Source organism: Rhizobium sp. SJZ105 (genome assembly GCF_007828365.1).
In the GTDB taxonomy this organism is placed as follows: domain Bacteria; phylum Pseudomonadota; class Alphaproteobacteria; order Rhizobiales; family Rhizobiaceae; genus Agrobacterium; species Agrobacterium tumefaciens.
In genome coordinates this window covers 516915-540314 of sequence record NZ_VIUP01000003.1, presented here as the reverse complement: position 1 = coordinate 540314, position 23400 = coordinate 516915, and the positions used below count along the sequence as shown (strand labels likewise).

The 23400-nt window shown below is 59.6% G+C and carries 19 protein-coding genes and 1 other RNA gene; 8 read left to right on the top strand and 12 right to left on the bottom strand.

Features of this window, described 5'->3' with window-relative positions:
- The first annotated feature begins 161 nt into the window (after positions 1 to 161).
- Positions 162 to 2168: an ATP-binding protein gene (locus tag FB593_RS14645; RefSeq protein ID WP_080580898.1), complete on the top strand. Its 2007-nt coding sequence runs from the start codon at positions 162 to 164 to the stop codon at positions 2166 to 2168.
- Between the two features lie 9 nt (positions 2169 to 2177).
- Here FB593_RS14645 and miaA read toward each other — a convergent pair whose 3' ends face one another.
- Positions 2178 to 3074 carry a tRNA (adenosine(37)-N6)-dimethylallyltransferase MiaA gene (gene miaA, locus FB593_RS14640; protein WP_013636476.1) on the bottom strand — a complete coding sequence of 299 codons (897 nt, stop codon included), beginning with the start codon at positions 3072 to 3074 and terminating at the stop codon, positions 2178 to 2180.
- Between miaA and serB the strand changes: the two genes are divergently transcribed.
- Together serB and FB593_RS14630 are read left to right on the top strand one after the other, a co-directional pair.
- Positions 3073 to 3963 carry a phosphoserine phosphatase SerB gene (serB, locus tag FB593_RS14635; RefSeq protein WP_003513107.1) on the top strand — a complete coding sequence of 297 codons (891 nt, stop codon included), beginning with the start codon at positions 3073 to 3075 and terminating at the stop codon, positions 3961 to 3963. The two genes, miaA and serB, sit on opposite strands and share 2 nt — an antisense overlap.
- Positions 3960 to 4532, top strand: coding sequence for a GNAT family N-acetyltransferase (locus FB593_RS14630; RefSeq protein WP_003513109.1), 573 nt, complete (start codon positions 3960 to 3962; stop codon positions 4530 to 4532). The genes serB and FB593_RS14630 overlap by 4 nt, the downstream gene beginning before the upstream one ends.
- A 24-nt stretch (positions 4533 to 4556) precedes the next feature.
- On the opposite strand, the gene FB593_RS14625 is transcribed toward FB593_RS14630, so the two are convergent.
- From FB593_RS14625 to FB593_RS14595, 7 genes are all read right to left on the bottom strand, one after another.
- Positions 4557 to 5306, bottom strand: coding sequence for an SDR family oxidoreductase (locus FB593_RS14625; protein WP_145166707.1), 750 nt, complete (start codon positions 5304 to 5306; stop codon positions 4557 to 4559).
- A gap of 89 nt (positions 5307 to 5395) precedes the next feature.
- Positions 5396 to 6940: a Do family serine endopeptidase gene (locus FB593_RS14620; protein WP_065687200.1), complete on the bottom strand. Its 1545-nt coding sequence runs from the start codon at positions 6938 to 6940 to the stop codon at positions 5396 to 5398.
- A gap of 261 nt (positions 6941 to 7201) precedes the next feature.
- Positions 7202 to 8125 carry a protease modulator HflC gene (gene hflC / locus FB593_RS14615; RefSeq protein WP_003513118.1) on the bottom strand — a complete coding sequence of 308 codons (924 nt, stop codon included), beginning with the start codon at positions 8123 to 8125 and terminating at the stop codon, positions 7202 to 7204.
- 1 nt (position 8126) lies between these two features.
- Positions 8127 to 9248, bottom strand: coding sequence for an FtsH protease activity modulator HflK (hflK, locus tag FB593_RS14610; protein ID WP_003513120.1), 1122 nt, complete (start codon positions 9246 to 9248; stop codon positions 8127 to 8129).
- Between the two features lie 143 nt (positions 9249 to 9391).
- Positions 9392 to 9919 carry a dihydrofolate reductase gene (locus FB593_RS14605; RefSeq protein WP_019565314.1) on the bottom strand — a complete coding sequence of 176 codons (528 nt, stop codon included), beginning with the start codon at positions 9917 to 9919 and terminating at the stop codon, positions 9392 to 9394.
- Complete coding sequence (locus tag FB593_RS14600) at positions 9916 to 10710, bottom strand: thymidylate synthase (protein WP_111790717.1); 795 nt, start codon at positions 10708 to 10710, stop codon at positions 9916 to 9918. The genes FB593_RS14605 and FB593_RS14600 overlap by 4 nt, the downstream gene beginning before the upstream one ends.
- Positions 10711 to 10803: 93 nt before the next feature.
- Positions 10804 to 11112: a DUF2853 family protein gene (locus FB593_RS14595; protein ID WP_003513125.1), complete on the bottom strand. Its 309-nt coding sequence runs from the start codon at positions 11110 to 11112 to the stop codon at positions 10804 to 10806.
- A gap of 141 nt (positions 11113 to 11253) precedes the next feature.
- Here FB593_RS14595 and ssrA point away from each other — a divergent pair.
- The 5 genes from ssrA (at position 11254) to FB593_RS14570 (ending at position 13508) form a co-directional block, all read left to right on the top strand.
- Positions 11254 to 11626, top strand: a transfer-messenger RNA (tmRNA) gene (ssrA, locus tag FB593_RS14590).
- Between the two features lie 229 nt (positions 11627 to 11855).
- Entirely contained in the window at positions 11856 to 12368 is a 513-nt protein-coding gene (locus tag FB593_RS14585; protein ID WP_003513127.1) for an SspB family protein, read from the top strand.
- Positions 12369 to 12412: 44 nt separating this feature from the next.
- A complete protein-coding gene (locus FB593_RS14580; protein WP_113556370.1) occupies positions 12413 to 12616 on the top strand; it encodes a DUF4169 family protein in 204 nt (67 codons plus the stop codon).
- A 116-nt stretch (positions 12617 to 12732) separates the two neighbouring features.
- On the top strand, positions 12733 to 12942 hold the full coding sequence (locus tag FB593_RS14575; protein ID WP_013636481.1) for a ribbon-helix-helix domain-containing protein: 210 nt from the start codon (positions 12733 to 12735) through the stop codon (positions 12940 to 12942).
- 236 nt (positions 12943 to 13178) lie between these two features.
- The gene (locus FB593_RS14570) at positions 13179 to 13508 is read left to right on the top strand and encodes a hypothetical protein (protein ID WP_019565311.1); all 330 of its coding nucleotides are present in this window, start codon (positions 13179 to 13181) and stop codon (positions 13506 to 13508) included.
- A 119-nt stretch (positions 13509 to 13627) separates the two neighbouring features.
- Here the strand turns inward: FB593_RS14570 and FB593_RS14565 are convergent, their stop codons facing one another.
- The 4 genes from FB593_RS14565 to FB593_RS14550 all read right to left on the bottom strand — a co-directional run bounded on the left by FB593_RS14565 (position 13628) and on the right by FB593_RS14550 (position 23300).
- Positions 13628 to 17353 (bottom strand): AsmA-like C-terminal region-containing protein, encoded by a 3726-nt coding sequence (locus tag FB593_RS14565; RefSeq protein WP_145166706.1) that lies wholly within the window; start codon positions 17351 to 17353, stop codon positions 13628 to 13630.
- A gap of 91 nt (positions 17354 to 17444) precedes the next feature.
- Positions 17445 to 18857 (bottom strand): FAD-binding oxidoreductase, encoded by a 1413-nt coding sequence (locus FB593_RS14560; protein ID WP_145166705.1) that lies wholly within the window; start codon positions 18855 to 18857, stop codon positions 17445 to 17447.
- 130 nt (positions 18858 to 18987) lie between these two features.
- Positions 18988 to 22137 carry an efflux RND transporter permease subunit gene (locus tag FB593_RS14555; protein ID WP_003513144.1) on the bottom strand — a complete coding sequence of 1050 codons (3150 nt, stop codon included), beginning with the start codon at positions 22135 to 22137 and terminating at the stop codon, positions 18988 to 18990.
- Positions 22134 to 23300, bottom strand: coding sequence for an efflux RND transporter periplasmic adaptor subunit (locus FB593_RS14550; protein ID WP_065659206.1), 1167 nt, complete (start codon positions 23298 to 23300; stop codon positions 22134 to 22136). Before FB593_RS14550 ends, FB593_RS14555 begins: the two co-directional genes overlap by 4 nt.
- Positions 23301 to 23400 lie beyond the last annotated feature (100 nt).

Below are 23400 nucleotides of genomic sequence, written 5' to 3'. Positions count from 1 at the left end.
GCGGAAAAAATCGGCGTCGGCTTCTTTTATTACCCGTAAGGCGCCATGGACGAAATTTTCGAACGCAACAGATACACAGGTTGTTAAATATAATCTTTTACAATCAAAGATGCAGATAATGCCCGAACCACCGCGATCATCCGCATGTACCGGGATAAGACGTGAATAGTGACGAGTTTCATAGAGCGTCCCGCATGGACGAAAACGAACGGCGATCCGGCCAGCAGCCGGCTAACCGCATGCTCGGCCGCGTCATCGCCTGTGATGGCGCCCATGCGACAATCGCCGCAGAAACGGAAATCGGCTCAACCGATGTCGCGCAGCTCTGGTCCGTCGGACGCCTGATCTCGATCGAAATGGGAACGAGCCGTGTCGCCGCACTGGTATATGCCATGCGCACGGGCGAAGAACACTGGTCGTCGGACAAGCCGAACCGGCTGCTGATCGACGTGGAACTCGTTGGCGAAGTCTACCGCACCGAAGATGGCAGCGAACGTTTTTCCACCGGCATTTCCCGTTACCCCTACCTGGGCGCGGTCGCGCATCGCATCCGCACGGGAGACCTTTCCAAGATCTATGACAGCGGCAAGCGAGACACATGCGTCATTGGTAAGCTGACGCAGGACGACACGATTGGCGCGGCCATCAACATCCAGCAGATGCTGGCGAAACATTTCGCCGTCGTCGGCTCGACGGGCGTGGGCAAAACCACCGCCGTCTCCCTTCTTCTGAACAAGGCGATCGAGACTGACCCGAAGCTGCGTGTCCTCATTCTCGATCCGCACAATGAATTTGCGGCCGCCTTTCCCGATCATTCTGTCGTCATCGACACCGACACGCTCGACCTTCCCTTCTGGCTGATGCGCCTTGAAGAATTCGCGGAAGTGATTTTCCGCGGACGCAAGCCCGTACCGGAAGAGATGGATGTCCTTCGCGACATCATTCCGGAAGCGAAAAAGGCATTTCGCGGCACAGATGGCTCCGCCGTTCGCCGCACGTCCGACAAGAGCGCGATCACGCCGGATACGCCGGTACCTTACCGCATGGCCGATATTCTCGCCCTCATCGACGAGCGCATCGGGCGGCTGGAAGGGCGCGGCGAAAAGCCGACCCTGCGCTCCCTCAAGGGCCGCATCCTCTCGGCCATCAACGATACGCGCTATAACTTCATGTTCTCCAGCAATACGATCAGCGACACCATTCTGGAAACGGTGGCGCATATCTTCCGTATTCCAGGAGAAGGCAAGCCGATTTCGGTTTTCCAGCTGTCCGGCATCCCCTCGGAAGTGGTGAACTCGGTCGTCTCCGTCCTTTGCCGTATGTCCTTCGAACTCGCGGTGCTGGCGCGCGGCTCGCTTCATATGCTTGTCGTCTGCGAAGAAGCGCACCGTTATGTTCCCGCCGACCCTGAGCGCGGATTTTTCCCGACCCGGCAGGCGATCGCGCAGATCGCCAAGGAAGGCCGCAAATACGGTATTTCGCTTGGCGTCATCAGCCAGCGTCCGAGTGAGCTGGACCAGACCATCCTGTCGCAGTGCTCGACCGTTTTTGCCATGCGGCTGACGAACGAGATCGACCAGAAGATCATTCTGTCCGCCGTACCGAACGCCTCAACCTCGACCACCAGTTTCCTCTCGTCCATCGGCAATGGCGAGGCAATCGCCTTTGGCGAGGCGGTGGGCGTACCGATGCGCATGCGCTTCGACCGCGTCTCCACGGCAAAATTGCCGAAGGCAAACGGCGCAGTCAGCCATACGCCCCACGAAACGCCCGATACAGTCGATCTGAACACCATCGTCAGCCGCATGCGCGCGGTAGCCAAGCCGGTCATCACCGGCTTCCAGCAAAGCGTCGAAGCGGCCTTCTCCGATATGCAGGAACCGATGTCAGCTCCCAGGGAAGCGGACGACGTCGATCGCTGGAAACGCGAACTGGGGACGGCGGCGACAGAAGGATACGAACCCTACCGCCCCGACATGCTGCCCGGACGCACAACCCTCGCGCCACAGTCGCCCGCAACGGCAACGGATACCAGCGCTGTCAACGAATTGCGTAAGGTCGGCTTCCAGATGCAGGCACAGAGTGGCCCGCCTCCATCAGAGACACGCCCTTCGCTGCGGGAGAGCCTGATGAAAAAGCCGCTAGGCAGCCTTTACCGCAAGGATTGAGCGCGGCCCTTACGGCTGGATACGTGCCCAGTCCGGCCCCATCTGGTTGCGGAACCAGGTCATCTGCCGCTTGGCATATTGGCGGGTCGCGGCCGCCGATTTTTCGATGACCTCTGCCTCACTCATACCGCCAGCCAGCATATCGGCGATCTGGGAAACGCCGATCGCCTTCATCGCTGTGGCATCAGGCGCAAGGTTCAGGGCGAGAAGAGCTTTCACCTCTTCCACAGCACCACTCTCCATCATGGTTTCGAACCGCCGATTGATGCGGTCGTGCAGCACGGGCCGTTCCGGCAGGACCACGAATTTCTCCGCTCGGTCCGGATCAACTATCATCGGACCACTGGCTTTTTGGAACTCCATGATCGACTTTCCGGTCGCCTCCATGACCTCCAGCGCCCGGACGATCCGCTGGCCGTCCCCCGGCTGAAGCCCCTGTGCCATCAAGGGATCGCACCGCGACAGCTCCGCGTGCAGGACCGTTGACCCCTCTTCGATCAGCCGGGCGCGCAGCCTCTCGCGTATGTCGTCAGGAATGGCGGGCATATCGGACAAGCCGCCCGTCAGTGCCTTGAAATAAAGCCCCGTACCGCCAACGATGACCGGAAAACGCTGCTGCCTGCGCAAATCCACAAGCAGGGCGGAAATGTCCCGCAGCCATTCACCCGTTGAGTAGGAACTGCTTGCCGGCACATGGCCGTATAGCAGATGTGGCACGCCTGCCATTTCTTCCTCGGATGGCCGGGCGGTCAGCACCCGCAGCGTGTCATAAACCTGCATGCTGTCGGCATTGATCACGATACCGTTCCGCTCCCGCGCCATACGAAGCGCAAGCGCGGACTTGCCGCTTGCCGTCGGGCCGGTTATCAGGATCGCATCAAAATTCTCATCAAGGTTTTTCATCATGGCTTTCGTTGCCACGCTTATCGCCAATCCGTCAAATCCTGTTCTGACACCGGCCCTCGGCGAAGCGGCCGCCAATGCCGTAAACGCATCCGGTCTCTACTGGCTGGCCGATGGCATCGCCTGCGATATTGCCCTGCCCTCTGGCACCGATGCCGAACAGGCACGTGACGCGATTGCCGACGTGCTTTCGGGCCAGCCGATCGATATCGTCGTTCAGGAACAGGACAAGCGCCGCAAGAAGCTTCTGATCGCCGATATGGATTCGACCATGATCGGTCAGGAATGCATCGACGAGCTGGCCGCCGAAGTGGGATTGAAGGACAAGGTTTCCACGATTACCGCCCGCGCCATGAATGGCGAAATCGCTTTTGAGCCGGCGCTCCGCGAGCGCGTGGCGCTGCTGAAGGGCCTGCCGGTCTCCGTCATCGATGACGTCATCGAAAAGCGCATCACGCTGACATCAGGCGGCAAGGAGCTGATCGCCACCATGAAGGCGAAAGGCTACTATACCGCCCTCGTTTCCGGCGGTTTCACGGTCTTCACCGGCCGGGTGGCTGCGATGCTGGGGTTTGATGAGAACCGCGCGAATCTTCTCGGCGAGGCCGATGGCCAATTGGATGGCACCGTTGCCGAACCGATCCTTGGCAAACAGGCCAAGGTGGATGCGTTGAACGATATCGCCGCAAAGCTCGGCATCTCGCCGGACGAGGCAATGGCGGTCGGCGATGGCGCCAACGATCTCGGCATGCTGCATCTGGCCGGCGCGGGCGTTGCCCTGCACGCCAAGCCCGCCGTCGCCGCCGAGGCGCAGATGCGCATCGACCATGGCGACCTGACCGCACTCCTTTACATTCAGGGTTACCGCAAGACGGATTTTGTCGTTCCATGATCATCCGCGAAACATCAAGGCTCATTCTGCGCGAGTGGAAGGAGAGCGACCGCAATCTGTTCCGCGAAATCAACGCCGACGAAAAGGTCATGGAATTTTTTCCCTTCCGCCGCAGCCATGCGGAAGCGGATGCGGTTCTCGAAACCATCAACGGCATGATCCGCGGCAGCGGTTACGGCTTCTACGCCATGGAACTGCGCGAAACCGGCGAGGTTATGGGATTTTGCGGCATATCGCCGGTCATGAACCTCGATCCGCCCTTCCCGCTCGGAACCATGGAAATCGGCTGGCGGCTCGCCACCCGTTTCTGGGGTCACGGCTATGTCACCGAGGCCGCGCAATCGCTGCTCGTCATGGCTTTTGACGAAAAGGAAACGCCGGAAATCGTCTCCTTTGCCGTCCATGACAACCAGCGTTCGACGCGGGTGATGGAACGTATCGGCCTCAAGCGTGACCCGTCACGAGACTTCGACCACCCGCGTGTCCCGGAAGACACCCATCCGCATCTGCGCCCGCATGTGACCTATGCGCTGACGCTCGCGGAGTGGCGGGAACGACGGGCGCAGTAGCGCCCTCGCCCGCCAGTTCGGCAATTATTTCACAGCCGCATTTCCGCCGTCGGCAAACAGGGCCGATCCGGCAACAAAGCTCGACATCGGGCTGGAGAGGAAAAGGGCGGCCTGCGCCAGTTCCTCCGGTTCCGCAATGCGCTTCATCGCATGTAGCCCTGCAGCCCACTCCTTCTGGGCCGCATCTCCCGCCATCGGCGTATCGACTCCGCCGGGAAGCAGCGCATTGGCGCGAATTCCCTTGAAGGCGTAGTCGGCAGTAATGCCCTTCACCAGCCCCATCAGCGCCGCCTTGGCGGTGCCATAGGCTGCCATGCCGGGTATGCCGGCGCTGGTGCCGACGAAGCTGGAGATGAAGACGACCGAACCTCCTCCCCGCTTCAACATCGCAGGGATCTGGCTGCGCACGCCGAGAAATGCGGAAGTGAGGTTGGCGGTGATCACGTGATCCCATTCCTCTACCGAAATCTCCGCAAGCGGTTTTGGTGCCCCAACGGCACCGGCATTGTTGACGGCGATATCGAGACCGCCAAAGACGGTCATGGCCGCATCCGTCAGACGGGCATGGGTTTCCGCAACTGTGACGTCACCCACCACGGGGTGAACACGACCGCCGGCCTGGCGAATGGCGGAAGCCACGTCCTCGAGTGCCTCGGCACCACGCGCGTTGATAATGACGGCCGCGCCCTGTTCGGCAAACAGGCTTGCCATCGCCCGGCCGATGCCGGATGACGCGCCAGTGATGATCGCAACCTTGTTTTCCAATAATTTCATATCCTTGGCCTCCTTTGCCGGAGACCGAGGAATAGAGAGCAAGCCGAACCACAGCCACCCGATTCCTGCCGAACCGGGCGAAGGAAGCTTTACTCCAGCGGCAGCGCCACGACGCGCAGATTGCCCTGTGCATCGGCAACCATCATATGCGCATTCTTGCGACCCTCGGATTTCAGGCCGTTGACACGCACAAGCACGTCGCCCGGAACCTCCATGAAGTCCTGTCCAACCTCGACGATGACATCACCCGCCTTCATGCCCTTCTGTTCGGCCGGCGAACCCTGATCGACGCTGGCGACAAGCACGCCTTCGACGCTTTCGGCTATGCCCTTCTCGGTCCGCAACTCGTTGCTCAGCACTACGAGGTCCATGCCGAGCACGCGCTGCGGCGCTTCGCGCACCTCCGGCGTCTGGTCCTGCGCCTGATCGTCGGAACCGCCCTTGTCATCAGGCACGACCATGCCACCGTCACCGTCCTCGGCCTGCGGATCGTCGGTTGCGGCCTTTTCATCGGGCGCATCCTGCAACTGGCCAAGCTTTACCTTGACGGTCTCTTCCTTGCCGTCACGGAAGACCACGACATCGACTTCCTTGCCGACCGGGCTTTCCGCCACGATCCTCAAGAGGTCACGCATCTCGTGAATATCCTTGCCGTCGAATTTCAGCACAATATCACCGGCCTGGATCGGGCCGTTTTCCACCGGGCCACCCTTGGCCACGCCGGAAATCAAGGCACCCTTTGCCGCTTCCATGCCAAGGCTTGCGGCCACGTCGTCGGTAACCGGCTGGACGCGCACGCCGAGCCAGCCACGGCGGGTTTCGCCGAATTGGATGAGCTGCTCGACGATATTCTGGGCGAGTTCCGTCGGAACCGCGAAACCGATGCCAATCGAACCCCCGCTCGGCGAAATGATCGCCGTATTGATGCCGATCACCTCACCCTTCATGTTGAAGAGCGGACCGCCGGAATTACCCTTGTTGATTGCAGCATCCGTCTGGATGAAGTTGTCATAGGGACCGGCATTGATGTTGCGCCCGCGCGCGGAAACGACGCCGACGGTCAGCGATCCGCCGAGGCCGAAGGGATTGCCAACGGCCATGACCCAGTCACCGATGCGCATGCTGCGCGAATCGCCGAACTTGACTGCCTTCAGCGGAGCCTTCGGCTCTACCTTCAAAACGGAAAGATCGGTCTTGGTATCAGTGCCGACCAGCGTTGCCTTCAGCTTCGAACCATTCGGGAAAATCACCTCGATGGCGTCTGCGCCCTCAATGACGTGATTGTTGGTGACGATGTAGCCAGCCGGATCGATAACGAAGCCGGATCCCAGCGAACTGACCTTGTCGCCGCCTTCCGGTTTCTGGTTGTCGAAATAATCCTTGAAGAACTCCTGGAAAGGCGAACCTTCCGGCAGTTTCGGCGGCACAGGCCCTTTGCCCTCGGTCTTGACGTTCTGCGACGTCGAAATATTCACCACCGCATCAAGAAGCGGTGCGGCAAGATCGGCGACCGATGCCGGCCCATGGCTCTGCGCCCATGCCGCAACCGGTGCCGAAAGGCTACCCGCCACAAGTGCGAAGCCCGCGACTGCGGCAATGCTGCTGCGAAAAGGCGAAAGAAGGGTCACGGCCATAAGCGTCCTCGCGTTTCAAATCGTCATTCCCTGCATATATCGTCAAAGCATAAGGCGGAATGATGAAGTGTAAAAATACCTTTTCGTGAACAGCACCGGCTGCCTTGCTCACTGCCTACAGCATCGGCGCGAAAACGGATATCCCTTTCCGGGCGCGAGACAACAGGATTTTGCCCCTTTTCGTTTTGCTGCCACTCAGCCATTCGCTCAAAAAGAAAGGGCCGGTTAAAACCGGCCCCTCCAAAATCATTCGATCCGTTATCAATTTGCCGGCGGTGCGGCAGGTGCGGCCGGAGCCGTGGATGGAGCACCGTTGATGTCGTTGAAATAACGGAAGAAGGTCGAGTCGGGAGACAGGACCAGCGTAGTGCCGGTTCCAGACAGCGCGCTGGAATAGGCCGCCATGGAACGATAGAACTCGAAGAAGCTCGGGTCGCGCTGGAAAGCTTCGCCGAAGACCCGGTTACGCTCCGCATCGCCTTCACCGCGCAGGACTTCGGACTGACGCTGGGCGTCGGATTCGAATTCCACGACCTGACGGTCGGCAATAGCGCGACGACGCTGTGCCGCCTCGTTACCGCGGGCGCGGATCAGCTCGGCTTCGGCCAGACGTTCCGACTTCATACGCTCGAAGGTCTGCTGCGAGACTTCCTGCGTGAGATCGGTGCGGCGGATACGCACATCCACGATGCTGACGCCAAGCGATTCCGCATCGGGACGCAGATCGTCACGTACTTCCTGCATCATCGATGCACGCGCATCCGAAAGCGCCGATTCGAAGCCGCGAAGACCGTAGACCCGGCGCAACGACGCGTCGAGACGAGTGCGTAGACGCGATTCCGCCGACATCTGGTCACCGGAGACCGTCTGCCGGAAGCGGCGGGCATCCGTGATGCGATAGACCACAAAGGCATCAACCTCGTAGAACTTGCCGCCGGAAACCTGAACACGGATGTTGTCGTGATCGAAGCGCAGCGCCCGGTTCTCGATATATTGCACCCGATCGGCATCCATGAAGGCGAAGGGCAGCTTGAAGTAGAGGCCCGGCGCCGTTTTCACGTCCTGGATCTGACCGAAGCGCACAACGATGGCCTGCTGGCGCTCGGTGACGACGAAGATCGACGAATAGGCCAGGAAAAGCACGGCGGCGAGACCGACGAGAACGGCCGTAAGACGGTTGCTCATATCAGTTGCCTCCCTGCTGTGCCGCGCCCGGATTGCCGCGCATAATCTCGTTCAGAGGCAGATAAGGCACCACACCCTGTTTTTCGTCGATGATGACCTTGTTGGAACCCTTGAGGACCTGTTCCATCGTTTCCAGGAACATGCGCTGGCGGGTCACGTCAGGTGCCGTGCGATATTGATCGTAGATGGAAATGAAGCGCTGTGCCTCACCCTCTGCCTCGTTGACGACACGAGATTTGTAGGCGTTCGCCTCTTCGATGATCTGCGCTGCCTGACCACGTGCGGCACCCAGCTTCTGGTTGGCGTACTGGTTGGCTTCCTGCACGAAGCGGTCCTCGTCCTGCTCGGCACGCTGCACTTCGTCGAAGGCGTCGGCCACTTCGCGCGGCGGCGCCGCGTCTTCGATGGCGACAGCATTGATGGAGATGCCGGCCCCGTATCCGTCCATGGTGGACTGGATGATGGTGCGCACATCCGCCGCGATCGCCTGACGGTTATCACGGAAAATGTCCTGTGCGGGACGACGGCCGACGATTTCGCGCATCGCGCTTTCGGAAACCTGCTGCAAGGTCTCAGCCGGGCTATCGACGTTGAACAGGTAGGATTTCGGATCGGAAACCGTATAGAGCACCGAGAACTGCACGTTGACGATGTTCTGGTCACCGGTCAGCATCACGCCGTTCGCGGAGGAAGACGAAGCGCGCGAACCGATATTCTGCTGCTGTTCGGTCACCTTGACGATTTCAACCGTCTCGATCGGCCACAGATGGAAATGCAGGCCGGGCATCGAAATCTCATCCTTCGGACGCCCGAAACGCAGCTCCACGCCGCGCTCGTCCGGCTGGACGGTGTAGATGGACTGAATGCCGAGGAAAACCAGAACGACGAGAGCGACGATCGCAATCGCGCCGCCATTGAACCCGCCCGGCAGGACATTCTTGAAGCGGTCCTGGCTGCGCCGGATGATCTCTTCCAGATCGGGCGGGCCGCCATTGCCGCCGCCACCGCCGCGAGGCCGGTTAGGTCCCTGCCCCCATGGGCCGCCACCGCCGCCCTGGTTGTTTCCGCCACCACCGCCGCCGCCCCAAGGGCCGCCGCCGCCATTCTGATTGCTCCAGGGCATCAATACCTCTTTATAAAAGCCTCTCCCGATCCCGTTCGAAAGCGATTGCTCGCGTGCGGCGGGAATATGGACCCGTTATAAGAAGGAGAAGCGTGCGTTTCAACGCAGAGGTGGTAACTAAATACCCAATCAGGGTAAATAGTTCACTTTGACGCGGCTCTGCGCAAATAAGTGGTGAACAGAACCGGATAATTGTCCTTTTCCCCGGCGGGAACGGCATTTTCCTCGATTTTTTCAAACACGGCGGGATCGATTTCCGGAAAAAAAGTGTCGCCATCAAGCTTTACGGCCACATGGGTGACGGAAAGTTGATCGGCAAACGGCATGGCCTGACGGTAGATTTCCCCGCCACCGGCCACGAAAACCTCGTCCACACCCAGTTCCGCAGCCTTGCTTTTGCCAAGCGCGAGGGCGTCTTCAAGCGACGACACGACATCCACGCCATCGGGCCTGTAATCGGCATTTCGGCTGACGATGATGTGCGGCCGGCCCGGCAAGGGACGCTCGCCCACCGAGAGAAATGTCTTCCTGCCCATGATGAGCGGTTTGCCCATCGTCATCGCCTTGAAGCGCTTGAGGTCAGTGGAAAGCTTCCAAGGCATATCGAGGTCGCGGCCGATAACGCCGTTTTCCGACACCGCGACGATGATGGTGATGCGCGGCTCGCTCATACCGCGATCGGTGCCTTGATGGTTGAATCCGCTTCGTAGTTCTCAAGCTTAAAGTCTTCGAACTTAAAGGAGAAGAGGTCTCGCACATCCGGGTTGAGGCGCATCGTCGGCAGGGCCTTGGGGGTCCGCGTCATCTGCAATTTCGCCTGCTCGAAATGGTTGGCGTAGATATGCGCGTCACCAAGCGTATGGACGAAATCGCCGGGCTTCAGCCCCGTGACCTGCGCCACCATCAACGTCAGAAGTGCGTAGGAAGCAATATTGAAAGGCACGCCGAGGAAAATATCGGCCGAGCGCTGGTAAAGCTGGCAGGAAAGCTTTCCATCCGAAACATAGAACTGGAACAGGCAATGGCAGGGCGGCAGCGCCATCTCGTCCACCAGCGCCGGGTTCCAGGCCGAAACGATGTGGCGGCGGGAATTGGGATTGGTTTTGAGGGCCTCGATCAAAAGCGCGATCTGGTCGATGTGGCGACCGTCGGGCGCCGGCCAGGAACGCCACTGTGCACCGTAAACCGGACCCAGATCACCATTTTCATCGGCCCATTCGTCCCATATGGAAACGCCGTTTTCCTTGAGATAGGCGATATTGGTATCGCCCTTCAGGAACCACAGGAGTTCATGGATGATCGAGCGCAGATGCAGCTTCTTGGTGGTAAGAACCGGAAAACCTTCCGCAAGATCGAAGCGCATCTGGTAACCGAAGACCGAACGCGTACCCGTGCCGGTGCGATCTCCGCGGTCGGAGCCGGTATCCATCACATGCCGGAGAAGATCGAGATATTGTTTCATGTGTTCTGCCGCCGATTCCCTGATATCAAGGGAATATAATAACACAGGGCGACAGAACCAATCACCAGCGGGTCGCTTATCCCCGCGAAAAAATCAGAGCGACTGGAGTTTGCCCAGTTCCTTGGCCACCAGATAATAAAAGGTCACACGCGACTTGGAGCGGTCTGCGGCCATGGCCTTGGCGGTTGCATCGATCGCCTTGTCGGCGCTGTCATCGGTCACGCCGAGCTTCTTGCCGCACCAGTTCGCCTTCACACGTGCAAGCTCTTCCGGATCGGAAGCGGACACCAGCGATGAATCCCGGTTGCGCAGGGCAATGCCGAGATGTTTGACGATCTTGCCGACAATCGCTTCGTCGGCTGCTGCGTCGTATTTCTTCACATCTGCGAGATAGTCAGTCATGTCCACTCCTTCGTGTGTCCCCGGCCCGGTGTTGCTTGTGGTGACCGGTTGTAGGGAGAATGTGTCAGCAATCCCTCGTCGTCAAGAATTGTCTAAATTGTGGGCGGCAAACACGAAATCTTTTCATGGAATTGTCATCGGCCCCTTTTCTCGGCCAAGGGAAACGCCTATATGAACCTTGCCGGGGCAACCCGGCTATGGCGATAAACGGTCGGTGTAATAAACCTATTGGACCCGGGGGCGGTACCCGGCGCCTCCACCAAAAACCGGCGGCTTTTGAAGATGAAGGCCGGCTTTTGATGGGGGCGAAATAGGATCGACAAGGGCGTAAAGATCGAACTTTTGCTCGGCATGATACCGCCGTTATCGGGTCACAAGTGTAGTTGCAAATGACAACAACGCTAAGGAATACGCTCTCGCTGCCTAATGGCGGTGCGGGAATTCCGCTCTAAAGTCCTCACGGTTAGCCCCGTGAGGCGGGGTTCGGAGGTACCTGGCAACAGAAACCTCCACCTTCTCCATTTTGCCTGAATTGGTTATATGATAGCTGACTTGCACACAGCATCGGCTTTTCCGTTGCTGCCGTTCAGGACATTGCGTATACTTGGGTAATGCGTAGCCGCCAGGATCGAAATTGATCCCGGCTTGCGGATTACGCAAAGATTCAAAGTGTTACAGCGTCCTTGGCGCACTTGGTGCGCAGCGCTTTAAAAGACGTTCGAATAAGGGAAAGACAGGACCGCATGGGGCAGGATCATATCCGTTACGACATTCTCGCACAGGATGCCCTTCGCGGCGTTATTCGCAAAGTTTTGGGTGAAGTGGCCGCAACCGGCCGCCTGCCCGGCGACCACCATTTCTTCATAACATTTCTGACCGGCGCGCCCGGTGTGCGGATTTCGCAGCACCTCAAGTCCAAATATGCCGAGCAGATGACCATCGTCATCCAGCATCAGTTCTGGGACCTGAAGGTGACGGAGATCGGCTTTGAAATCGGCCTCTCCTTCTCGGATACGCCGGAAAAGCTGGTTGTTCCCTATAACGCCATCAGAGGTTTCTACGATCCCTCCGTCAATTTCGAGCTTGAGTTCGATGTGCCCCTGGCAGACGAGGAAGAGCTGGAAGAGGCCGAAATCACCGCCTATCCCGTTTCCCATGAGGCAAAGCCGGCTACAACGTCCGAGACGCCCAAGTCCGGTGAGGAAAAGAAGGAAGGCTCTGTCGTTTCTCTGGATGCCTTCCGCAAGAAGCAATAACGGCTTTTTGCCCGACCGCGCGAAGCTCAAGGAGACATATCCGCATGGCCGCCGATATCGTCAATCTGCGTCAGTTCCGGAAGCAGAAAGCCCGTAGCGAAAAAGAAATTCAGGCGGATCAGAACCGCCTGTATTTCGGTCGCACCAAGGCGGAAAAAAACCTCACATCGGCCCTAAACGAAAAAGCCGAAAAGGCGCTCGATCAGGGGCGGCTTGAAAAGGACGACGACAGGACCGACAGGGATTGAAGAGCCGGCCTGCCCGGGCAAGCTTTCGGAAGACCGGAAAAAACACCGCTAAACAGAGGCTTGCAGGCACGACATGATTCAGATTCCCAACCGGACCAGCCGGAGAGATTGATCTGATGATCCGCAAGCACTCCACGACATTGCACGGCCACCGCACCAGCATTTCACTCGAGGATGCCTTCTGGGACGAGCTTAAAATCATCGCCGAAAAGCGCAAGATCAGTTTCGCCGCCCTGCTTGCGGAAATAGACGACAACCGGCCAGCCGACAGCAATCTGTCCTCATCCCTTCGGGTCCATGTACTGAATTGGCTGAAGAGCAAGTGAGCTTGCTGCAAGGTGGCATCGAAAGATGACACTGCAGCGGCGCGCATATGCGCCGGCTCATATCCAGCCATTCTCCGACTACAAACATTCTTGCCGAAAACTCATAATGTCGTGAAAGCATTCATTAAACATTAGCGCGCTAATTTGTACTGCAAGGCGCTTCAGTACTGCGTAGCCTTGCTTCCAGATTTGTATTTCAAGCTTTTCCTTTCCATCCGCACGCCACGAGGCGACCCATGGTTTCCGCCGTTTCGGGAACGAGCATCGCTGTTTCCGTCCTCTCCTCTTCATCCACCTCGTCTTCAAGCGTTGCCGAACTGAAATCGCAGATTGCCGAAAAGCAGTCAGAACTCGCCCAGACCTCCGAAGCGAAAGCACAGGAAGAACTGAAGAGTACTATTGCATCGCTGCAAGCGCAGCTCGAGGCACTCGAAAACAGCTCCGACAAATCGGCTTCCTCAAGCAACAGCGCGGACAAGCCCAGCCTGTCGGGGGAAAGCAGCAGGATCGGTACCAAGAATTTTGATGCCGACACGCCCTTCGGCGAGCGTGAAGCCTGGATTTAACAGGCTAACGGATAATTTTGGCAAAGTGGTCGAAGCGGCAGCTGTCCGGACCGCGTCAAAATTCGCCCTGAGACACGGGCTCTAACCTCTCCCCAAAACGCGCCGTCGTCGCGGCAAACTTACGGATTGGCCGGAGCGTTTTCGGGCGCCAGTTGCCTGATCGCATCTTCCGTTGGAGGCACCGTCAGAGCCGGCGTTGATTGCCGCTCGGGAACAGGTTGCTGCTGCTGTTGCTGTTGCTGCTGTTGCTGCTGTTGCTGCAACCGCTCCTGCTGTTCCTTTTCCTGCCGCAGACGCTCCTCTGCCGCCGCCTTAAGGCGCGCCTCCTCTTCGGCCTTGGCCTTGGCTTCCGCCTCCACCCGTTCCTTTTCAGCCTGACGTTCAGCCGCCTGAGAACGATAAAGCGCCGTTTCACGACGCAGGCGCTGCTTTTCAAGAACGCTGGCCTGCATGGCCTCGACGCGACGGCGTTCCTTTTCAAAAGCCCGGAGTGACAGATAATTGCCGAGCGCCGAAACATCAGTCGTCAAAGCCGGTGCGGCGAGCGGACCGTTATAGTTGAGACGCAGCGACGGTTCGGCGCCAGCAACCACTTCGGTGCCGGGATTGAAGATAAGATCGAGATCGCCATTCACGGTCGATGCTGCAATATCGACCGTCGCTTCTCCGGTAAGCGTCACCGGATCGATCCCGGCGCGCAAATTCTGGAAGTGCAGCGCGCCGCCATTCAGGGTGAATGGCAGGGCTACGTTGCCGAGCGGTATTTCGCCCTGCCACAGGCTCTGATCCACCAGCGGCCGAACCTTTGGCGCGTCGATCGGCTGCTGCAAGCCTTCCGCCGCCTGCAGGATCGGCGGAAAGGCGCCGGGATTAAGCCCTTTTAGCACAAGCCCGCTGGCGCGCACTTCCCCCGAGCCACCTGCCGATTTCAAAATTTCACCAACGCTTTTGCCCGTCGATTCGGCGGTCAGATCGATCGCCACCCGGCCCGTCGCGACCGGGCCGTTGGCATTCGCCCACAATATCGACTCGGGATTGGCGTCGTTCACCGCAATCTTGGTGCGGAAAATGCCCGCTCCCTCGCCTGTGGACATGGCAAGCCGCCCGGTCAGCTTTCCGCCCATGAAGGTGCCGGCGATATCATCAAGCGCGAGATTGCCATCATCATGCGTGACCTTGGTCGACAGACCCGTGACCGTACCGAAGGGACCGGCCTCGAAACTTTCCGCTTTCAGCGACAGCGAGGCCTTGAGTTGCGGGAAAGCCGGCATGGCCAGCGGCTTGGCGTTGAGCGTGCCCGTCTCCGGGTCGATCACCGGTCCGTAGATCGCATCTCCGAGCCAGGCAAGATCGACGGTTCGAAGGGCAAGATCACCGGTGACGGAATGGGGAGCCGCGCGCTGGAACGCCAGACTGCCCGAGAAGGGGTTGCCGCCCGCCTGCCCGCCGAGGGCGGAAAACGCAATCTTCTGCGCATCCACCGCCATTTTTCCGTTCGCCTTCAGCGCCATGCCACCACCAAGCTGCGGCAGGCCAACCGCGTTCATGATGAGATAGGGCTCTATATCAGCGCTTTCGAGCGCCAGATCCGCACTACCCTCGCCGAAATTGGCGGCGGCAACGGCAAAGGATCCGATCATCGAGAAATGCGTGCGCTCCGTCGAGAAACGGATATCGGTCTGGACGGGAGAACCGAGCGTGCCGTTGAGCTTGACGGAAAGCAGCCCTTCCCCGTCGGCATCGAACGGCAGAGGATCAAGCCCTGCCTGCCCGAACAGGATCGCCGTCGACTGGTTTTTCAAAACCCCTTCCAGCGACATCGCTGTATCATCGGTGATGGACAGGAAATCCGGCATCTTGGCCACGGCCGACAGACGGCTGCCGTTGACTGTGCCGGAAACGGCGACATTGGCGCCGCCATTTTCGCTGTTGACCGAAACATCCATGGCAAGGTCGGAATTGGCGTACCACGGCGAACTCGCCGCCAGACGGCTGAGGAACGGATGACCAGGCAATTTCTGCTGCAGCATAGCGAAGAACGGCTGCATGTCCGTCGCATGCAGGTTCACCGTGCCCTTGCCCGCATATTTCAGCAACGACCCCTGCAACTGCCCTTTCGCCTTGACTTCGGCACCGGCGATATCGCCAGCCGTCATCTTTTCAAGCGAGAGAACGCCGCCCGCCATGGTGAAGGCGGTTTCCACATGATTTGCAGTCACACCGGCCATGTTGAACCGGTCGGCCTTGAACTTGGCGTCGATGCGATGGTCGAGAACAGAACTTCCGACCTGATCGCCGAGCGCCAGGCTGCCAAGCGCCTTCAGGGCGTCGAGATCGATCTCGTTACCGGCAAGATCGATCGAAAGATTGGAGGCCTTGCCGTCAGAGCGCCGTTCCAGCTTCCCCTTCAGAGAGGCATCGCCAATGGCAAGCTCGAGATTGTCGAAACGCTGGTTCAGCGTCGTCAACGAGACGTCGGCGGAAAAACCGGCGGCATTGAGCTGGCGGATCGCCGGATCGACAGAACCGGAAAGCCAGTTTGCCAGCCCGGATGGCTGGTTGGAGGCAACGAGCAGATTGCCGTTGAAAGCGGGACCATCCAGCAGCGTCAGGGAACCTTTGGCTTCCAGCTGCGTCCTGCCGGGCAGCGTTGCCACGGCGTTAACCACCTGCCAGCCGCTGCCATCAGGGCGCACGTCCAGCCGGATGTCACGAATGGTCGTGTCGTCGGAAACCAGCGCCGGTAGGCTGATGCTGGCCTTGCCCGGCACCGGCGGAACCGGAATGCGGGCGACCATGGCGGCAAATGCCTCGATGCGCTGGCGCACGGAGGCGGTGGGCTGGCGCGAGGTCTTGCCGGTCTGCACGACGGGCGGTGCGAAACGATTGACGTCAATCTGCTGGCCATCCGCCGTCAGCAGGAATTCCGGCTTGGCCCCGGTATCCAGCGTTGCCTCGCCGGTCACGACGTAAGGATTTTCGTTGCCGCCGAGCTCCATGCGGTAGCTCGGTATGCGCACGCTTTCATTCGTCAGTTCGAAGCTGCCGCGGGTGCGCGGCGACGAGAACAGCGATTGCCCGGCCTGCTGCTTCTGTTTTTGGTCTTCACGGAAACTGAAGGCGAAGGAACCGCTATAGGCGGGCTTTCCCGCAGTCGCGGCAATCGCACCGTCCAGATCGACCTCGACCGGATGTTCATCCGGCACCACGCGAATCCGCAGGCCCATGCGCCCATTGGCGTAATCCGGCTCACTGCTGGACAGCGAGAACGAGCCTGGATGCCCGTCAACGGCAGCGCGCCCTTCCGCCTTCCATGGTCCGGCCAGCGAATTGGCGGACATGTCGGCGTTAAGACCCGTCACAACACGGTTGCGGCCGGATTGCTCGTCGATGAATTCGATCTGCCCGCCTTCGATCTGCACACTTTCCAGAACCACGGTGCGGGCTGGAATTTCCGCCCGGCTGCCGCGCATCCAGTCCAGAGTGCCGTCTTTCAAAAGCCGGATCTTGGCCTTGGGTTCCTCGATGCGCATGTCGAAGATACGCGCTTCACCGGAAAGGAAAGGCGCCAGCTCGGCATCCATGGAAAAACGCGCCACCTGAATGAGCGGCGATCCGTCCGCATCCGTTCCGGCGCGCACGTCATGCAGCGTCACCGAAGGGAAAGGGAGAAGCCGGGCTTCGACGCGACCGTGCACCACCACCTTCTTGCCCAGAATGCGGCTTGCCTGATCTTCGAAATCGCGGCGGAAATCGGTCCAGTCAACGAAATAGGGAATGAGCAGCGCTGAAAACAGCACCACGGCCAGCAGTCCGCCCAGAAAAACCAGAATACGCCCGAGCACTGAACTGCTTCTCCCTTCGCGAACGCTGCAAACCTATTCTTATTTGCCTTAACGGCAAGCAGCGTTTTGTACCAATCAATTGTGAGAATGATCAGACAAGACGGAACAGTTTGCCTGGATTGAAGATGTTATCGGGGTCGAGCGACGTTTTGATGGCGCGCATAACATCCAGCGCATTTCCCGCCTCTTCGGCCAGAAAACTCATCTTGCCCTGGCCGATGCCGTGTTCTCCGGTGCAGGTGCCGTCCATGGCGATGGCCCGGCGATTGAGACGCGCAACGAAAGCTTCGGTTTTGGCGACACTTTCGGCATCCTTGCCATCGAACAGGATGAGTACATGGAAATTGCCGTCGCCGGCATGACCGACGATCGGCGCCAGAAAGCCGTTTTCCTTGATATCCAGCTGCGTTTCCACCACGCAGTCCGCCAGCCGCGAAATCGGCACGCAGACATCGGTGGACAAACCGTCGAGATGCGGCGCGAGCGCCCGCGAGGCCCAATAAGCGTCATGCCGGGCCTTCCACAGCTTGTTGCGCTCGGCCGCATCGCTGGTCCAGCGGAAATCGACGCTACCGCATTCCGCCGCGATCTCTGCAAATTGCTGCGATTGAAGGGCCGCCGTCTCTTCGGTGCCGTGGAACTCCACGAACAGCGTCGGTTTTTCCGCGTAGTTCAGGCCGGAATAGGCATTGCAGGCCCGCACCTGCACTTCATCAAGCAGTTCGATGCGCGCAACCGGAACACCCATCTGGATCGTCATGATAACGGCATCACAGGCCGCCTGAATACTGTCGAAGGTGCAGACGCCACCGGCGATCTTTTCCGGGATACCCTGCAACCGCAGCGTAACCGAGGTCAGAACCCCAAGCGTGCCCTCGGCGCCGACGAAAAGCCGCGTCAGATCGTAACCGGCCGACGACTTGCGGGCACGGCGAGCAGTGCGGATTTCCTCACCATTGGCAACAACGGCGGTAACGGCCAGCACATTGTCCTTCATCGTGCCGTAACGCACGGCATTGGTGCCGGAGGCTCGCGTGGAGGCCATGCCGCCGATAGAGGCATTGGCACCCGGATCGATCGGAAAGAACAGGCCGGTATCACGCAGATAGACGTTAAGGTCCTCGCGCGTCACACCCGGCTCCACCGTCACGTCAAGATCTTCGGCGTTTACCTCAATGATGCGATTCATCCGGCTGAAATCGATGCAGATTCCGCCATCAGGCGCATTGACCTGCCCTTCAAGCGACGACCCCGTACCGAAAGGAATGACCGGCACCTTATAGAGCGCGCAGGCTTTCACCACAGCTTTCACATCATCTGCGTTTTCGGCAAAGACGACACCATCAGGCGCCTGCAAGGTCAGATAGGTGGTGGTATGGCCATGCTGCTCGCGAAACGCCTGCCCAGTCTGGAGCTTGTCACCCAGCTGCCGCTTCAGCGCTGCAAGCACCGACGCGATGCCTTCCTCGTTGCGTTTTCCCGCGACTACATCTTTCAGCGCCATCGTCCATCTCCACCGCAAGATACCGCCGTAACGGACTCGATCCGTTACGAAATTCCGTTGGGTGGTATGGGATAAGGTTAAGGCTTTGTCCAGCATCGCGATTGCGCGGGACACATTTGGCGAGGACCGTTTATTCCGCCGCAAGCAGCTGCTTGTCCTCCTCAAGCGCCTTCCGACGCGCGGCAAGTTCCAGTTCGCGGTGGAGGCGGATTTCCTCATCGGCTTGCGGTTTGGCGAAACGGGCAATCAGCAGGTAGGAGACCGGGGTGATGTAAAGCGTCACCAGCGTCGCAAAACCCAGACCGCCAACGATAACCCAGCCCAGCGCGATGCGTGCTTCCGCCCCTGCTCCCTGCGCCAGCACCAGCGGCACGCCGCCCAAAATGGTCGCGATCATTGTCATCATCACCGGGCGCAGGCGGATGCTGGTGGCTTTTTCGATGGCTTCGCGCACGGTGGCGCCCTGGTCACGCAGATGGTTGGCGAATTCCACGATGAGAATGCCGTTCTTCGCCATCACGCCCACCAGAAGCACAAGCCCGATCTGGCTATAAACGTTGAGGCTCGATCCGGTGACGAGCAGCGCGATGACGGCGCAGGCAAGACCGAGCGGCACCGTCGACATGATGATGATCGAACTCAGGACACTTTCGAACTGCGCGGCCAGGACAAGGAAGATGATGGCGATGGCGAAACCGAAGGTCAGCAGCATGCCGCTCGAATTCTCCTCAAGCGTCGCCGCCTCGCCGAGCGGCAGAAGGCGGGCGCCGGGCGGCAGGAGGGATTGTGAGAGCTCGTTCACCTTTTCCAAAGCCTGACCGAGCGAAACGCCGTCCTTGAGATTGGCGGTAAAGCCGACGGAGGGAAGCTGCTGCTCGCGGTTCAGCTGCGGCGCCACCGCATTTTCCTTCAGGGTGGCAATGACCGACATCGGCACGATCTTGCCGTCACCCGTTTTCAGGAAGACGTTTTCGAGATCGGTCGGGTCGTTGATCGGCCGGGTGGAGGACAGCAGCCGGACCGGGATTGCATCCCCATCCACGAAGACGTCGACAACCGAACGTCCTTCCAGCAGCGATTGCATGGCGCGTGACAGGCCGGTGATATCAATGCCGAGATCGGAGGCGCGCTCACGGTCGATGGAAACGGATAGCTGCGCCTGGTTGGGCTCGTTGTCCAAACGCGGCGTTTCGAACAGGCCGCTTTCCTCCATGGAAAGCAGTAGTTTCTGCGTTGCAGCTGTCAGTGCCTGATAATTGCTGCCGACCATTGCCATCTGCAGGCCGTTGCCCGCACCGCGAATGCGCAGGCTGTTCGGCTGCATGGCGTTGCCGCGCAGCGCCGGCACCTTGTTGGCGGCAGCGGTAACGTCGGCGGCAATCTGGTTCTGCGTGCGGTCGCGATCAGCCCACGGCGCCAGCGTCAGCACCAGAAAACCGGTGTTGGAGGAACCGTTCATACCGGTGATGGAGTAAATATTGCGGATTTCGCCACTGTCGCGCAGCGGCTGGAGATTTTCTTCGATCCGCTGCAACTGGTCGCGCGTATAGTCGAGGCTGACACCCTGCGGCGCCGTCACACGCATCATCACCGAGGCGCGGTCCTCGCGCGGCGTCAGTTCGTTCTGGATCATGCCGAAGGCAATCCAAGACAGGCCCGAAAAGACGAGCGCAACGATGATGACGATGAGCGGGTTGTTGAGGCAGGCGGAAAGCGTCTTCTTGTAGGTGGAGGCAAAGACATTGCCGAACCACGCCAGCGGTCCCGTGGGTTCCTTCAATCCGTCTTTCAGCATCCGCGAAGCGAGCATCGGACAAAGCGTCAGGGCCACGATGGAGGAAAGACCGACAGCGAAGGCGAGAACGAAACCGAATTCACGGAAAAGGCCACCCAGCTGGCCCGGAAGGAAGGAGAGCGGAATGAACACTGCGGCAAGTGTCGCCGTCGTCGCAATCACCGCGAAGAACACTTCCTGCGTGCCGAGAACAGCGGCAGCGCGCGGCCCCATGCCCTCCGCACGGCGGCGTACGATATTTTCCAGCACCACGATCGCATCATCGACCACCAGACCCGTCGCCAGAACGATGGCGAGCAGCGTAAGGATGTTAATCGAGAATCCGACCATGTAGATGGCGATGATCGTGCCGATCAAAGCCACCGGCATGGTGATCGCCGGAATGAGGGTTGCCCGCCAGTCACGCAGGAACAGGTAGAGCACCACAACCACGATCAGCGCGGAAAGACCAAGCGCCAGTTCCACCTCGTGCAACGCGCCTTCGATGAAGACGGCGTCGTCACTGGTCACCACGATGCGCGTACCCTGCGGCAGGTTGGCCGACATGGCCTCGACGGCAGCCTTCACGCCGGTGGAGATATTGAGCGTATTGGACTGCGCCTGCCGGATGACGCCCAGACCCACGCCCTGCACACCATTGGACCGCAGCGAGGTGGATTCGTCATCCGCACCCAGCATCACGGTTGCCACATCGCGCAGGCGGATATTGTCCTTGATCAGAAGGTTGGAAAAATCCTCAGGCTTCGTGAGGCTCGCGGTCGCGCGCACGACGATGTCCTGCGTCGAACTTTTCAGCGATCCCGCCGGCACATCCAGCGCGGCACTGGCCAGCGCGGTCGAAATATCCGTCACCGTCAGACCACGGCTGGCAAGTGCGGCCTGATTGAGATCGACGCGGAAGACTTTTTCCTGATCGCCGTAAAGCTCCACATCCGCCACGCCGTCGACGGCGGCAAGGCGGTCGATGACCTCGTCATCCACCAGCTTGGTCAGATCTTCCATGCTGAGCGTGGACGAAGTGACGGCAAGACGCATGATCGGCTGGCTGTCGGAATCCGCCTTGATGATCTGCGGCTCGTCAGCATCATCAGGCAACTGGTTGGTTACGCGGCCAATGGCATCGCGCACATCGTTTGCGGCGACGGCCATATCGACATTGTCGCCGAATTCCATCGTTACGCGGCTGGTGCCGAATTGCGAATTGGAGGAGATGGATTTGACGCCGCTGACGCGCGCAACAGCCCCCTCGATGGTCTGCGTCACTTCCTGATCGATGGTTTCGGGCGCCGCACCTTCATAAGTCGTCCTGACGCTGATGGACGGCCGGTCCACATCCGGCAACTCGCGCACCTCAACGCCAACCAGCGCGGCAAGGCCGGCAACCACAAGCAACGTATTGAGAACCGCTGCCAGAATGGGCCGGCGAACGAACAGTGCGGTGAAGGCGAGCTTGGAATCCTGACCCGAAGGCGACTGAGTCGTCATTGGCTGGCAACCTCCTCGGGCTTCGGCTGGCTTGCGACACGGACGGCACCACCCTCCCGCACCCGCTGCAATCCTTCGGTCACGACCTGATCGCCTTCCGCCAGTTCCGCTTTCACGAGAACGGCGTCGGGGTTACGCTGCACGATCTGCACCCGCACCTTGGCCGATTTATTGTCGGTCACGCGCCAGACATAGGAACCTTCGGCATCCCACTGCACGGCCAGCGGATCGACGGATGCATAGGTCTCTCCGGCAAAACGCATGGTGACGCCGAAGGACATACCGGCCCGAAGCTCATCCTTGTCGTTAGCAAACCGTGCCCGGATGCGGATGGTACGGCTTGCGGCGTCGACACGGTTGTCGACGGCCTCGACCTCACCTTTGAACGTCTCGCCGGGGCGTGAAATCGAGGTGGCCTCTACAGGCATTCCGACGGTAATTGCAGTTACGAACCGTTCCGGCGCCCAGAAATTGACCAGAATTTGAGAACGGTCATCAATGCCGACGATCGTTGATTGCGTGGTGACATTGTCACCGATATTGGCGGCCACGATCCCGACAACACCCTCAATCGGTGCGACGATGTCGCGGCGCCTGAGGTTCAGCTCGGCGGTGCTCAGTGCAAGCTTGGCGGCTTCCTCGGCAATCTGCGCATCCAGCACATCAAGGCGGGATACGGATTTCAGGTTACTGTAGGAACTCGATTTTTCGACGGCGCTGCGTAGAGCAACCTGCGCCTTGTCCCGCTCGATCACCTGCTCCTCGTCATCGAGCCGCGCGAGCACCTGCCCCTTTACGACGCGGGCGCCGGATGAAATGCGGATTTCCGAAAGCGTGCCTGATGTCTGCGGCATGACGACAACCGACTGGATGGCCTCGCCACTGCCGATGGCGTTCAGCCTGTCATTGACCGTGCCCTGCTTGACCGGAGCCATCGCCACCAGGGTCGCATTGCCATCGCGGCGTGCGGCGCCGGCATTCTGTCCGGATGACGAACCGGGTGTTCTGGCACCGGATGCGGCAACCTCGACCGCGCCAACAGGTGTTTTGCCGATGCCGATACCCGCGAGCAGATTCCGCGCTTCGGGTGAATAAAACCCCCAAAGACAGAGTCCTGCTCCCGCCACAGCAAGACAGACACCCACCTGTTTCCACACCCGCATACAATTCTCCGATTATCCGCACAGCATAAACCCGCCCCGAAAAGAGCTTTTCGGAACGGTAGAAGTATTCCCGCATGCGTTAACGAAGGCAACGCACAAA